Consider the following 12,100-nt stretch of genomic DNA (forward strand, 5'->3'; position numbering starts at 1 on the left):
ACGCCGCAGGCGTGCCACCGGTCCGTTCGTCCCTCCGTTCAGCGTGCCCCGGCCGGAGGAGATTCCCGCTGCGCCATCGATTTTCGGCCACGAAGCGTCCGCTGACGTGATGAGGATCTCGCCGACTGCGGGCACCAAGGCTGGTACACCGGCCGTTCTTGGGGCACGATCTGCGACAAGCCGTAAACCTACGGCTGCGTAACTTTCGACTGGGAGTTTCCCTTCCCAGGCTGACAAGGAAGGGTTCGACCCGCCCATGGCTGAACTCGTCTACCGCCCGGCGATCGGTCTCGCCCGCACCCTGTTCAAGGTGTGGGACCTCAAGATCGACTGCCAGGGTTCGGAGAACATCCCGCGCTCGGGCGGCGCCGTACTGGTGAGCAACCACATCAGCTACCTGGACTTCATCTTCGACGGCCTGGCGGCACTGCCGCAGAAGCGGCTGGTGCGCTTCATGGCGAAGGAGTCGGTCTTCCGGCACCGGGTGTCCGGTCCCCTGATGCGCGGAATGAAGCACATCCCCGTGGACCGCAAGCGCGGCGAGGCGGCGTACGCGCACGCCCTGGACTCGCTGCGCTCCGGCGAGATCGTCGGCGTCTTCCCGGAGGCGACGATCTCCGAGTCGTTCACGCTGAAGAGCTTCAAGTCGGGTGCCGCGCGCCTGGCGCAGGAGGCCGGCGTCCCGCTGGTCCCGATGGCCGTCTGGGGCACGCAGCGGCTGTGGACCAAGGGCCACCCGCGCAACTTCAAGCGCAGCCACACCCCGATCACCATCCGGGTCGGCGAGGCGATCGAGGCCTCCCGCGACCAGTACGCGGGGGCCATCACCCGCCGGCTGCGCGAGCGGGTGCAGGAGCTGCTGGAGGCGGCCCAGCGCGCCTACCCGGTGCGCCCGCGCGGCGCGGACGACACCTGGTGGATGCCGGCCCACCTCGGCGGCACCGCCCCCACGCCGGAGCAGCTGCGCACCGCCGAGGCGCACTGAACCGGACGCCTCAGAGCGAGGCCGGGAGCGTCGCCCACAGGTGCGCCCGGTCGGTGGCCGCCCGCAGGGCCGCCAGCACCGCCGGATGCGGCGCGGCGTACAGCTGCGGGTAGTCCGCCTCCCCGGCCTCGCGGTCCGGCGTGAAGGCCAGCCGCTCCCGCCCCAGGGAGAACCTGGCGTCCACGCCGGGCTTGTTGCCGCGCGGGTCCTGCCGGTGCCAGGCCCCGTCGAACCGTACGGCGACCAGTCCGTGCACCACGTCGAGCCGCTGGTAGCACAGGGCCGTCGGAATGTCCTCGGCGCGCAGCAGCGCGGTCAGCGCGTGGGCCTTGGCGTAACAGATGCCGGTGCGCCGCTCCAGGACGTCGGAGGCCCGCCAGGTGACGCGCGGATCACCCGAGTCCTGCGAGTGCGGGATGGTGTCGCGCACGAACTCGAAGGCCAGCCGCGCATAGGCATACGAGTCCTCCGCCTCCTTGGCGAGTCTCGCGGCCACCTCCCGCACCGACGGGTGGTCATGGTCGATCACCTCGTCGGCGTCCAGGTAGGCGGACAGGTCGGGGTTCTGCTGGATCAGCTCCATGCCCGCAGAGCATAGGAACGCGATCACCCGCCAGTCAATGACTTTTCAGGTGACCGCATACCTATGCATCCCCGGGGGTGCCTAGCGCGCCATCTCCTCCTTGAGGGCGGCGACGAAGGCGTCGACATCGTCCTCGGTGGTGTCGAAGGCGCACATCCAGCGCACGTCGCCGGCGGCCTCGTCCCAGAAGTAGAAGCGGAACCGCTTCTGCAGACGCTCGCTCACCTCGTGCGGCAGGCGGGCGAAGACCGCGTTGGCCTGCACCGGGTAGAGGATCTCCACGCCGTGCACGGCGCGCACGCCCTCGGCGAGGCGCTGCGCCATCGCGTTGGAGTGGCGGGCGTTGCGCAGCCACAGGTCCTTGGCGAGCAGCGCCTCCAACTGCACCGACACGAAGCGCATCTTGGAGGCGAGCTGCATGGACAGCTTGCGCAGGTGCTTCATGTGGCGCACCGCGTCCTGGTTCAGGACCACGACCGCCTCGCCGAACAGGGCGCCGTTCTTGGTGCCGCCGAGCGAGAGCAGGTCGACGCCGACCGCGTTGGTGAACGTGCGCATGGGCACGTCCAGGGAGGCGGCGGCGTTGGCTATCCGGGAGCCGTCCAGGTGCACCTTCATGCCGTGCGCGTGGGCGTGCTCGCAGATGGCACGGATCTCGTCCGGCGTGTAGAGCGTGCCCAGCTCGGTGCTCTGGGTGATCGAGACGACCTGCGGCATCGCGCGGTGCTCGTCGTCCCAGCCGTACGCCTGCCGGTCGATCAGGTCGGGGGTGAGCTTGCCGTCGGGGGTCGGGACGGTGAGCAGCTTGAGGCCGCCCATGCGCTCGGGGGCGCCGCCCTCGTCGACGTTGATGTGCGCGCTCTCGGCGCAGATCACCGCGCCCCAGCGGTCGGTGACCGCCTGGAGCGCGACGACGTTGGCGCCGGTGCCGTTGAAGACCGGGAAGGCCTCGGCGTCGGAGCCGAAGTGGCTGCGGATCACCCGCTGGAGGTTCTCGGTGTACTCGTCCTCGCCGTAGGCGACCTGGTGTCCGCCGTTGGCCAGGGCCAGCGCGGCGAGCACCTCGGGGTGCGCGCCGGCGTAGTTGTCACTGGCGAAACCGCGGACCTCGGGGTCGTGGTGGCGACGCGCGTCGGTCTTCGGGGGGTTCACGGCTTCTCGGTGAGCCACAGACGGTTTCCGTTCACTTCCGCGGCGGGCTTCTCCCAGACTCCGGCGACGGCCTCGGCGAGGTCACGCACGTCCGTGAAGCCCGCGAACTTCGCGTTGGGACGCTCGGCGCGCATCGCGTCGTGCACCAACGCCTTGACCACCAGGATCGCAGCAGCGGACGTCGGCCCCTGCTCGCCCCCCGCCTTGCGGAAGTAGTCCGCCATGGCCAGCGTCCACGCCTCGGACGCGGCCTTGGCGGCCGAGTAGGCGGCGTTGCCCGCGGTGGGCTTGGACGCGCCGGCGGCGCTGATCAGGACGTAGCGGCCGCGGTCGCTGCGCTGGAGGGCCTCGTGAAAGGCGAGGGAGGTGTGCTGCACGGTGCGGATGAGCAGCTTCTCCAGGAGATCCCAGTCGCCGAGGTCGGTCTTGGTGAAGGTCTGGCTGCCGCGCCAGCCGCCGACGAGGTGGACCAGGCCGTCGACACGGCCGTGATCCTTCTCGATGCGGTCGGCCCACGCGCGGGTGGAGTCGAGGTCGAGCAGGTCGACCGTCTCACCCGTGACGTCGGCGCCGCCGTGCGCGTAGCGCGCCGCGTCGACCGCCTCCGCCAGCCGCTCCGGGTCGTTGTCCGAGCCGACGACCGTCGCGCCCGCCTCGGCGAGCCGCAGCAGTGCGGCCCGTCCGGCGGGTCCGCCCGCCCCGGCCACCGCGATCACCGCGCCGTCGAGCGCCCCGTTCCCCATGGTCCTCGCCTCCCGAGCCTGTTGCCGTGCCTGTTCCTGCCCGCCGGTGCCGTCGCTCACGCGGCGACCCGCTCGGCGTCGTCGGCCGAGGCCGTGATGCCCTTGGTGGAGGCGATCACGTTCTTCAGCTTCTTGGACAGGGCCTCGTAGAACATGCTCAGCGGAAACTCGTCCGGGAGCACGTCGTCGACGAGCTTGCGCGGCGGCAGGCTCAGGTCCAGGGCGTCGGGGCCCTTGGCCCACTTCGAGCCCGGGTGCGGGGCGAGGTAGGTGGAGACCAGCTCGTAGCCGGCGAACCAGTGGACGAGCTTGGGGCGGTCGATGCCGTCGCGGTAGAGGGTCTCGATCTCGGCGCAGAGCTGGTTGGTGACCTGCGGGGCGCGCTGCCAGTCGATGAAGAGCTTGTTGTCGGTCCAGCGGACGACGTCGTGCTTGTGCAGGTAGGCGAAGAGGAGCTGGCCGCCGAGTCCGTCGTAGTTGCGCACCCGCTCGCCGGTGACCGGGAAGCGGAACATGCGGTCGAAGAGGACCGCGTACTGCACGTCGCGGGCCTGCGGGACGCCGTCGGCCTCCAGCTTCACGGCCTCCTTGAAGGCGGTGAGGTCGCAGCGCAGCTCCTCCAGGCCGTACATCCAGAACGGCTGGCGCTGCTTGATCATGAACGGGTCGAAGGGCAGGTCGCCGTGGCTGTGGGTGCGGTCGTGGACCATGTCCCACAGGACGAACGCCTCCTCGCAGCGCTTCTGGTCGTGGACCATCGCGGCGACGTCCTCGGGCAGCTCCAGGCCCAGGATGCCGACGGCGGCGTCCGTGACGCGACGGAAGCGGGCGGCCTCGCGGTCGCAGAAGATGCCGCCCCAGGAGAAGCGCTCCGGGGCCTCGCGCACGGCGATGGTCTCCGGGAAGAGCACGGCGGAGTTGGTGTCGTAGCCGGCCGTGAAGTCCTCGAAGGTGATGCCGCAGAAGAGCGGGTTGTCGTAGCGGGTGCGCTCCAGCTCGGCCAGCCAGTCCGGCCAGACCATGCGCAGCACGACCGCCTCGAGGTTGCGGTCCGGGTTGCCGTTCTGGGTGTACATCGGGAAGACGACCAGGTGCTGGAGGCCGTCCGCACGGTTCGCGGCGGGCTGGAAGGCCAGCAGCGAGTCGAGGAAGTCGGGCACCCGGAAGCCGCCGTCGGCCCAGCGGCCGAGGTCCTTCACCAGCGCCTCATGGTAGGCGCGGTCGTGCGGGAGCAGCGGGGACAGCTCCTCGACGGCACCGGCGACACGGCGCACGGCGTCCTCGGCGACGGCCCGCTCCGGGGCGCCCTCGGCGTCGAAGTCGATCGACCCGTCCTTGGACTGCCAGGGCCTGATGCGCTCCACGGCATCCTTGAGCACGGGCCACGCCGGGTGCTCGACCACCCTGCTCGCCGGAGGAACCTTCTCCTCCGCACCGACCTGCACAAGAATTTCCGTCATGTCCCATCCTCCACAGGAGAAGCTTGCGTCAGGACACCGTATGCGTACGAGGTTCCTCCCTTCAAGGGGAGCATCCGTAAATAATCCTGCCGCACCCCAGGGTTCACCGCATTTTTTCCTGCGAGATGCCGGATTCCGTATACCCAGCGCGGCAGCGGGGAAACGGTCCCGCAGGGCCGTTAGGCTGCGCCCTGCCATCGCCGCCGTCTACGGAAGCGAGTCGAGCCTTGAACTTCCTCACCATCGGGCACCGCGGAGCGATGGGTGTCGAACCGGAGAACACCCTGCGTTCCTTCGTCGCCGCCGAGCGGGCCGGCCTCGACGTCGTCGAACTGGACCTGCACCTGAGCAAGGACGGCGCGCTCGTCGTCATGCACGACGCGGACGTGGACCGCACCACGGACGGCACCGGCGCGATCGCCGACAAGACCCTGGAGGAGCTGCGCGCGCTGGACGCCGGGCGCGGGGAGCGCGTCCCGGTCTTCGAGGAGGTGCTGGACGCCGTCTCGCTGCCGGTGCAGGCCGAGATCAAGGACGTCGCGGCCGCCCGCACGCTCGCCGAGGTGATGGTGCGGCGGGACCTGGCGGACCGGGTGGAGGTCATCTCGTTCCACGACGAGGCGATCGTCGAGATCGCCCGGCTCGTGCCGGGGGTGCGGACCGCGCTGGTCGCGCAGTTCTACGGCCCCGAGGTCGTGGACCGGGCGGTGGCGGCGGGTGCCGGCTCCCTGTGCCTGGACATCAACCGGATCACGCTGGAGATCGTCGAGAAGGCCCGCAAGGAGGGCCTGAGGGTCTTCTCCTGGACCGTGAACACCCAGGATCACCTGCGGCTGGTGCGCGCCCTGGGCCTCGACGGCGCGACGACCGACTACCCGGAGATCAAGCGCACCGGCCGCTTCACCGCCTGAGCGGCGCCGGCCGGGACGCGGGCGGCCGGGACCCATGCGGCCGGGGCCGCCTCACGCCAGCGGCTTGACCAGCAGCTCGAACTGCAGGTCGTCCCGCTGCGGAATGCCGAACCGCTCGTCGCCGTACGGGAAGGGCGTCATCTCTCCCGTACGGCGGTAGCCGCGGCGCTCGTACCAGGCGATGAGGTCCTCGCGCACGGAGATCACGGTCATGTGCATCTCGGTGACGCCCCAGGTCGCCCGGGCCTGCCGCTCCGCCTCCGCGATGATCGTCTTCCCCAGACCCGCGCCCTGGAGCGCCGGGCTGACCGCGAACATCCCGAAGTAGGCGTGCGCGCCGCGGTGCTCGAGCTGGCAGCAGGCCACGACCGTGCCGTCCCGCTCGACCGTCAGCAGGCGGCTGTCCGGCGACTTGATCACCTCCAGCACGCCCTCCGGGTCGGTGCGCTGCCCCTGGAGGATGTCCGCCTCGGTGGTCCACCCGGCGCGGCTGGCCTCGCCCCGGTAGGCGGACTCTATGAGCGCGACGATCTCGTCCACGTCGGCGTCGGTGGCGTCGCGGTAGGTCAGGTGGCCGGCGGTGGTGTCCATGGGGGCGTCTCCGGTTCGTGCTCGGGCGCGGCGGGGGCACCGAAGAGAGTAACGCCGCCGCTAGTGTCGGCCGCATGGTGCATGTACTCAGCAGCCGGACCCTGCTCCGCCCCACCGACCCCGACCGCTCCCGGGCGTTCTACGGCGAGCAGCTGGGCCTCGCCGTCCACCGGGAGTTCGGGACCGGACCGGAGCGGGGCACCGTGTATTTCCTCGGCGGCGGCTTCCTGGAGGTGTCCGGGCGCGCCGAGGCGCCGGTGACTCCCGCGCTCAAGCTGTGGCTCCAGGTCGCGGACGCGGCGGCGGCCCACGACGAGCTGCGGGGCAAGGGCGTCGAGATCGTGCGGGAGCCGGTGCGGGAGCCGTGGGGCCTGGTGGAGATGTGGATCGCGGACCCGGACGGCACGCAGATCGTGCTGGTGGAGGTGCCGGCGGACCATCCGCTGCGCTACCGGCCGGGGATCTGAACCGCCGGGACCGTCCCGGCCGACCTCGGGGTGGTCCCCGCCGACCCCGGGGCGGTCCCGGCGGCGGCCGGTGCGGTGCTGCCCGGATGGCCGCGGTCCGGGCCCGGCCTTAGCGTGCTGGAGGGGTGGGAAGGGTCTGCGGCCGAGCGGAAGGACGCCCACGCGATGAAGCTCCACGAACCGGTGCCCGGCGGCCCATGCTGGGCCGAGCTGGGAACCAGTGACCTGGAAGCGGCCAGGCGCTTCTACACCGCGCTGTTCGGCTGGCGTCCCGAGACGGACTCCCGGCAGCAGGCGGGCGGCTACACGATCGCCCGGCTCGGTGACGCGGCCGTCGCCGCCCTGACGCCGCTGTACCAGCCGGCGCAGCCGGTCGCCTGGAACGTGTCGTTCGCGGTCCGCGACGCGGACACCGCCGTGCGGCAGGTGGCGGCGGCCGGCGGGACGGTGCTGCAGGAGCCCACGGACGTCTTCGACTCCGGCCGGTTCGCGGTGGCCGCCGACCCGGGCGGCGCGGTGTTCCAGATGTGGCAGGGGCGGTCGTTCCCCGGCGCCGGCCTCTTCAACGCGCCCGGGGCGCTCGGCTGGGTGGAACTGCTGACCCGGGAGCCGGACCTGGCCGCCGACTTCTACACCACGGTCTTCGGCTGGACCGTGTCCGCGTCGGACCGCTATCCGCAGTGGGGCATCGCCGGCGCGGACTTCGGCGGCATGGTCACGATGGACGACAAGTTCCCGCACGAGGTCCCGGCCCACTGGCTGCCGTACTTCGCGGTGGAGGACGTGGACACCGCCGCGGCCGACACGACCGACGGCGGCGGCACCGTGCTCATGGAACCCACCTCGCCTCCCGACGGGCCCCGCATCGCGGTGCTCCGGGATCCCCAGGGGGCGATGTTCGGCGTGTACCGGGCGGGCGACGAGCGCTGATCGGCCCTCGCGATGCCGGGCGGGCCGGCGCCCGCCTCGGACCCCCGGAGCCCGCCCGGCCCCGGCCCCCGTCCTCCCTCGGACCTCAGATCCGCAGTGCCTGCGGACGGCTCTCCAGCCGGCCCAGCAGCACCCCCAGGAGCGCCGCCAGCTCCTCCCGGTCGGGTCCCGCTACGCCGGACAGGACGGCGGACTCGTAGGCGAGCTGTTCGGGCAGGATGCCGTCGACCAGGTCGCGGCCGGTGTCCGTGAGACGGACGTGGGCGACCCGGCGGTCGCGGGTGTCGCCGCGCCGCTCCACCAGTCCGCGTTCGGTGAGTTGCTTGAGGCGCTTGGTGACCGCGGCGCCGGAGGAGAAGGTCTCGCGGGCCAGGTCGCCCGGGGTCAGCTCGTGTCCGGTGCGGCGCAGGGCGCCGAGCAGGTCGAACTCGGCGCGGCTCAGCCCGGCCCGGCGCAGCGGGGCGTCCTCGGCCTGCTGGAGCAGGGCGGCGCAGCGGTTGATCCGGCCGATGATCTCCATCGGTCCGGTGTCGAGGCCGGGGTGGACGGCCCGCCACTGCCGCACGACCGCGGCGACGGTGTCCCCGCCCGGCCCCTGCCCCGTGTCACCGGCTCCCCCGTCGCCCCCGGTCGCCGAGCCCCCGTCGGTTGCCGTCATGGCCGTACGTCCTCCGTCCTCGTGCGCGTGTCCCGGTCCGCACGCGCTGCCTGGCGTCGCACCGTTGCCGCGAGCGTACGGTGTCCGGCCTGCTCGGCGAGCACGACCCTCTCCTGGGGCAGCGCGCCTCCCCACCATTCGCCCGCGGCGGCGTCGACGGTGGCCCGCAGGTCGGTCAGCGCGGCGGCCAGAGCGCGGCGGGCGGCCTCCAGGGCAGCGGGGGCGGGGTCGGGCTCCGCCAGCAGGCGGGCGGCGTGCTCCCGGGCCCGGTCGGCCACGCCCACCGCCTGTCCGACGCGGCTGCCGGCGCGCCGGTTGGTGACGACCACCGCCGCGAGGAATCCGACCAGGGCGCCGACCAGGGTGTCCACCACGCGCTCGGTGATCAGCTCGCCGGGCCGCTGGTAGCCGGCGAACTCGGTGATGAGCAGCGCCATCGGGGTGACGCAGACGCTGCCGAGCCAGTAGTTGCGGGTGATCAGCGCCTCCGCCCCGAAGTTGAGGGCGAGGCAGAAGAGCACCAGGAGGGCCTGGCCGAGGTGGGCCAGCGGGGCCAGGGCGGCGAAGAGCAGCACCCCGGCGAGGTTGCCGACGACGCGCTGGACGGCCCGGCTCCAGGTCAGGGTCAGGTTGGCCTGGTAGAGCGCGGCGGCGGTGACCAGGGCCCAGTACGGGCGGCCGATGCCGAGGGCGAGGGAGGCGTAGCCGGCCAGGGCGCAGCCGAGGGCGGTGCGCAGGGCGATCGGGGCCAGCGGGCCGAGCCGCCGCCACAGGGGCGCGGGCGGCGCGGCGAGTTCGGTGTCCACGCCCAGGAGTTCGTCGGCGGCGCCCGGCACGGGACCGGTCCGCGGGATCCGGCCGGTGCCGCGCAGGGCGCGGGCCCAGTCGCGCAACCGCTCCGGCTCCGCGTCGGCCGGCGCGGCGAGCGCGACCTCCGCGCGGACGACGAGGTGTTCCAGGGCGCGCCTGGTGGTGGCACGGGTCCCCTGCGCGGGGAGGGCCAGCAGCGTCTGCCAGGCGGCCTGTACGGCGGCGTACCCGGCGGCGCGCGCGGCGGTGTGGCCGTCGCCGGTGCCGCGGGTGTCGGCGTACGCGGCCGCGGCGTTCAGCGCCTGGGCGGTCGCCCGGCGTTCCGGGCCGTGCGGGCGGACGAGCGCGGGCGCCATGCCGACGATCCAGGCCCAGGCGCCCGCGGCGGCGCCCAGGGCCAGGTGCCCGGGGATCTGCGCGAAGGTCTGCGGGACGAACAGGGCGGCGGAACTGATGAAGGTGAGGATGACGTTGCCGGGCGGCCCGATGCGGGTGGCGTCGCACAGTGTCTTCTGGGCGGCCGCCAGCAGGGCGCCGACGGTGACCAGGACGACGGCGTTCCGGGTGAGCGAGGCGGTGACCAGGGCGACGGCGACCCCGCCGAGCATGCCGAGCACCACCCAGGCCAGGACGCGGGCGCGGGCGGCGTAGGGGCGGTTGTGCGCGTAGAGGGCGCACAGCGACCCGGCCATGGTGTACATCGCCAGGTCGAGCCGGCCGAGCGCCAGCAGGATCAGGTTGGGCGGGGCCACGGCGGCCACCGAGCTGAGGGCGGGCTTGAACCAGATCTCGGAGGGACGGCGCAGGCCCAGCACACCGGTCAGGGACAGGTGGCGGCCGAGCGAGGTGCCGGGGGTGGGGGTCGCACTGCTCATGAGTAAAAGGTTAACAGGTGTTTTACCTGTAAATAACCTCTCGGGGTGATGCACTCGGCCGGTCGGGGCCGATCGGGGCCGATCGCCCCGACCAGCGGCGACGCGTCGTGCTCCCCCGCGGTACCCCCCGTGTACACCCTTGCGCTCGCGTGCGCGCCGCATGTCCCGGGCAGACCTTGACCGACCGTCGGGGAGCGGCCGTCGAGCCGCGAGCGGGGGAGGCACACGTGCACGGACCGGCGTCGTCCGGGTGGCTGCTCGTCGCGCTGTGCGCGGCGACCGGCGCGTACTGCCTGCTGCGGATGCGGAGCGGCGTCGAGGAGCAGCGCCGCGCCGCGGGCGGCGAGGCGCTCATGGGGTTCGGCATGGCCGCCATGGCCGTCCCCGCCGCCGTCTTCACCCCGCCCGCCTGGGCCTGGCCCGTCTACGCGGCGGTCTTCGGCGCCGCCGGGCTGCGCGCCCTGTGGGCGGCCCGGACCGGACGGCACCACCTCCACCACCTCGTCGGCGACGCGGCCATGGTGTACATGGCGCTGGCGATGGCCGGCTCCCCCGCCCACGCCCATGGGCACGGCCCGTCCGGAGTCCCGCTGCTGACCGGGGCCCTGCTCCTCTACTTCACCGGGTACGTGCTGCTGACCGGCGTACGCCTCCTGCCGGTGGCCGCCGTCGCCGGGGGCGGTGCGGCGGGGAGCGGAGCGGCGGCCGGGTGGGGCGACCGGCCGGAGCTGGCGCGGGCGTGCCGGCTCTCGATGGGCATCGCGATGCTGGCCATGCTGCTGACCATGTGACACCCGACGGCCGACGGTCGGACCGGCACCGGCACCGCACCCGACCTCGGCACCGATGGGCGTCCCCGCCCGGCCCACCGCGCGCGATCGTTGGTTGTCTGCGTCACTTTGTGCCGCGGGCCGCACTGCGGGCGGCGCCGCGCTCATAGGCTGCCCCCATGATCCTCCCCGCGGCACTGATGCTGCTCGGCGCCCTCACCGCCGTGCTCGCCCCGAGGCTGCTCGCCCGCGCCGACTGGCCGGACCGTGAACCGGTGGTGGCCCTGTGGGTGTGGCAGTGCGTGGTGGCGGCCGTGCTCGTGTGCTGCGCGCTGTCGATGACGTTCAGCGCGGCGGCGGCCTGGCACGCGGTGGGCGGCCGTGTCTTCGCGACGGCGCCGCGGCCGGTGGTGGAGGCGTACGCGCTCGGCACGTCGGGGCTCTGGGCGGACACCACAGCCGTGGCACTGGCCTGCGCCGGGCTGTGGAGCGCCGCGATGCTGGCGCGCGAGATTGTGCGGGCCCGGGCCCGGCGCCGGGAGCGCCGCGCCGAACTCCTGCGCCGCGCTCCCCTGCTGCCGGGCGAGACGCCCGGCCCGGACCGGCTCGTGGTCCTCGAGGGCGACCGGCCCGACGCCTGGTGGCTCCCCGGCACTCCCCCGCAGCTGGTCGTCACCACCGCCGCGCTGCGCCGCCTCGAGGGCCGGCAGCTCGACGCGGTGCTCGCCCACGAGAAGGGGCACGCGCAGGCCCGGCACGACTGGCTGCTGCACTGCTCGGCCGCCCTGGCCGACGGGTTCCCGCAGGTGCCGGTGTTCGCCGCGTTCCGCGACGAGATGCACCGCCTGGTGGAACTCGCCGCCGACGACGTCGCCTCCCGCCGCTTCGGCCGGCTGACGACCGCGCTGGCCCTGGTGGAACTCAACGAGGACCGGGGCGTGTTCGGCCCCTGCCCGTCGGCGCAGGCCCACGTCCCGCAGCGCGTGCACCGGCTGCTCACCCCGCCGAACCGGCTGTCGGCGGCCCGTCGGCTGCGGCTGACGGCGGCGGCCGCGCTGGTGCCGGTGGTCCCGGTCCTGGTGGCCTTCGTACCCGGGCTGCGGGCGCTGGGCTAGGCCGCCGTCGCCCCTCTCCCGCCCCTCGGCAGGGCCCGGAAACCGGCGAA

General features: G+C 73.3%; 13 protein-coding genes. 6 read left to right on the forward strand and 7 right to left on the reverse strand.

The window, feature by feature from the left end; all coding sequences use genetic code 11:
* Positions 1–256: 256 nt before the first annotated feature.
* A complete protein-coding gene (locus tag ACFZP7_RS05090) occupies positions 257–985 on the forward strand; it encodes a 1-acyl-sn-glycerol-3-phosphate acyltransferase (RefSeq protein WP_030974320.1) in 729 nt (242 codons plus the stop codon).
* 10 nt (positions 986–995) lie between these two features.
* Here ACFZP7_RS05090 and ACFZP7_RS05095 read toward each other — a convergent pair whose 3' ends face one another.
* The 4 genes from ACFZP7_RS05095 to ACFZP7_RS05110 all read right to left on the reverse strand — a co-directional run bounded on the left by ACFZP7_RS05095 (position 996) and on the right by ACFZP7_RS05110 (position 4,923).
* The gene (locus tag ACFZP7_RS05095) at positions 996–1,568 is read right to left on the reverse strand and encodes a transglutaminase family protein (protein WP_385633956.1); all 573 of its coding nucleotides are present in this window, start codon (positions 1,566–1,568) and stop codon (positions 996–998) included.
* Positions 1,569–1,649: 81 nt separating this feature from the next.
* Entirely contained in the window at positions 1,650–2,720 is a 1,071-nt protein-coding gene (locus ACFZP7_RS05100; RefSeq protein ID WP_385633957.1) for a threonine aldolase family protein, read from the reverse strand.
* A complete protein-coding gene (locus tag ACFZP7_RS05105; RefSeq protein WP_019327363.1) occupies positions 2,717–3,463 on the reverse strand; it encodes an SDR family NAD(P)-dependent oxidoreductase in 747 nt (248 codons plus the stop codon). Before ACFZP7_RS05105 ends, ACFZP7_RS05100 begins: the two co-directional genes overlap by 4 nt.
* 56 nt (positions 3,464–3,519) lie before the next feature.
* Positions 3,520–4,923 carry a DUF6421 family protein gene (locus ACFZP7_RS05110; RefSeq protein WP_385633958.1) on the reverse strand — a complete coding sequence of 468 codons (1,404 nt, stop codon included), beginning with the start codon at positions 4,921–4,923 and terminating at the stop codon, positions 3,520–3,522.
* 227 nt (positions 4,924–5,150) lie between these two features.
* Here ACFZP7_RS05110 and ACFZP7_RS05115 point away from each other — a divergent pair, with 227 nt between their 5' ends.
* Positions 5,151–5,834: a glycerophosphodiester phosphodiesterase family protein gene (locus tag ACFZP7_RS05115; protein ID WP_019327366.1), complete on the forward strand. Its 684-nt coding sequence runs from the start codon at positions 5,151–5,153 to the stop codon at positions 5,832–5,834.
* Positions 5,835–5,885: 51 nt separating this feature from the next.
* On the opposite strand, the gene ACFZP7_RS05120 is transcribed toward ACFZP7_RS05115, so the two are convergent.
* A complete protein-coding gene (locus ACFZP7_RS05120; protein ID WP_385633959.1) occupies positions 5,886–6,425 on the reverse strand; it encodes a GNAT family N-acetyltransferase in 540 nt (179 codons plus the stop codon).
* 74 nt (positions 6,426–6,499) lie between these two features.
* Here ACFZP7_RS05120 and ACFZP7_RS05125 point away from each other — a divergent pair, with 74 nt between their 5' ends.
* Both ACFZP7_RS05125 and ACFZP7_RS05130 read left to right on the forward strand, forming a co-directional pair.
* On the forward strand, positions 6,500–6,892 hold the full coding sequence (locus ACFZP7_RS05125; protein ID WP_031018699.1) for a VOC family protein: 393 nt from the start codon (positions 6,500–6,502) through the stop codon (positions 6,890–6,892).
* A gap of 165 nt (positions 6,893–7,057) precedes the next feature.
* Entirely contained in the window at positions 7,058–7,822 is a 765-nt protein-coding gene (locus tag ACFZP7_RS05130; protein ID WP_019327369.1) for a VOC family protein, read from the forward strand.
* 85 nt (positions 7,823–7,907) lie between these two features.
* On the opposite strand, the gene ACFZP7_RS05135 is transcribed toward ACFZP7_RS05130, so the two are convergent.
* Positions 7,908–8,480, reverse strand: coding sequence for a MarR family winged helix-turn-helix transcriptional regulator (locus ACFZP7_RS05135; protein ID WP_019327370.1), 573 nt, complete (start codon positions 8,478–8,480; stop codon positions 7,908–7,910).
* Positions 8,477–10,165, reverse strand: coding sequence for an FUSC family protein (locus ACFZP7_RS05140; protein WP_127436534.1), 1,689 nt, complete (start codon positions 10,163–10,165; stop codon positions 8,477–8,479). Before ACFZP7_RS05140 ends, ACFZP7_RS05135 begins: the two co-directional genes overlap by 4 nt.
* A 227-nt stretch (positions 10,166–10,392) precedes the next feature.
* Here ACFZP7_RS05140 and ACFZP7_RS05145 point away from each other — a divergent pair, with 227 nt between their 5' ends.
* Complete coding sequence (locus ACFZP7_RS05145; protein ID WP_030974312.1) at positions 10,393–10,956, forward strand: DUF5134 domain-containing protein; 564 nt, start codon at positions 10,393–10,395, stop codon at positions 10,954–10,956.
* A 158-nt stretch (positions 10,957–11,114) separates the two neighbouring features.
* Positions 11,115–12,050: a M56 family metallopeptidase gene (locus ACFZP7_RS05150; RefSeq protein ID WP_109203438.1), complete on the forward strand. Its 936-nt coding sequence runs from the start codon at positions 11,115–11,117 to the stop codon at positions 12,048–12,050.
* Positions 12,051–12,100 lie beyond the last annotated feature (50 nt).

It is taken from the genome of Streptomyces sp. SudanB5_2050 (assembly GCF_964272335.1).
GTDB lineage: Bacteria > Actinomycetota > Actinomycetes > Streptomycetales > Streptomycetaceae > Streptomyces > Streptomyces rochei.

What these genes read in the sequence shown, in the direction of transcription:
- ACFZP7_RS05090 (WP_030974320.1), top strand. Translation starts at nt 257, where the DNA reads ATGGCTGAACTCGTCTACCGCCCGGCGATCGGTCTCGCCCGCACCCTG.
- ACFZP7_RS05135 (WP_019327370.1), bottom strand. Translation starts at nt 8,480, where the DNA reads ATGACGGCAACCGACGGGGGCTCGGCGACCGGGGGCGACGGGGGAGCC.
- ACFZP7_RS05120 (WP_385633959.1), bottom strand. Translation starts at nt 6,425, where the DNA reads ATGGACACCACCGCCGGCCACCTGACCTACCGCGACGCCACCGACGCC.
- ACFZP7_RS05105 (WP_019327363.1), bottom strand. Translation starts at nt 3,463, where the DNA reads ATGGGGAACGGGGCGCTCGACGGCGCGGTGATCGCGGTGGCCGGGGCG.
- ACFZP7_RS05125 (WP_031018699.1), top strand. Translation starts at nt 6,500, where the DNA reads ATGGTGCATGTACTCAGCAGCCGGACCCTGCTCCGCCCCACCGACCCC.
- ACFZP7_RS05140 (WP_127436534.1), bottom strand. Translation starts at nt 10,165, where the DNA reads ATGAGCAGTGCGACCCCCACCCCCGGCACCTCGCTCGGCCGCCACCTG.
- ACFZP7_RS05130 (WP_019327369.1), top strand. Translation starts at nt 7,058, where the DNA reads ATGAAGCTCCACGAACCGGTGCCCGGCGGCCCATGCTGGGCCGAGCTG.
- ACFZP7_RS05095 (WP_385633956.1), bottom strand. Translation starts at nt 1,568, where the DNA reads ATGGAGCTGATCCAGCAGAACCCCGACCTGTCCGCCTACCTGGACGCC.
- ACFZP7_RS05110 (WP_385633958.1), bottom strand. Translation starts at nt 4,923, where the DNA reads ATGACGGAAATTCTTGTGCAGGTCGGTGCGGAGGAGAAGGTTCCTCCG.
- ACFZP7_RS05150 (WP_109203438.1), top strand. Translation starts at nt 11,115, where the DNA reads ATGATCCTCCCCGCGGCACTGATGCTGCTCGGCGCCCTCACCGCCGTG.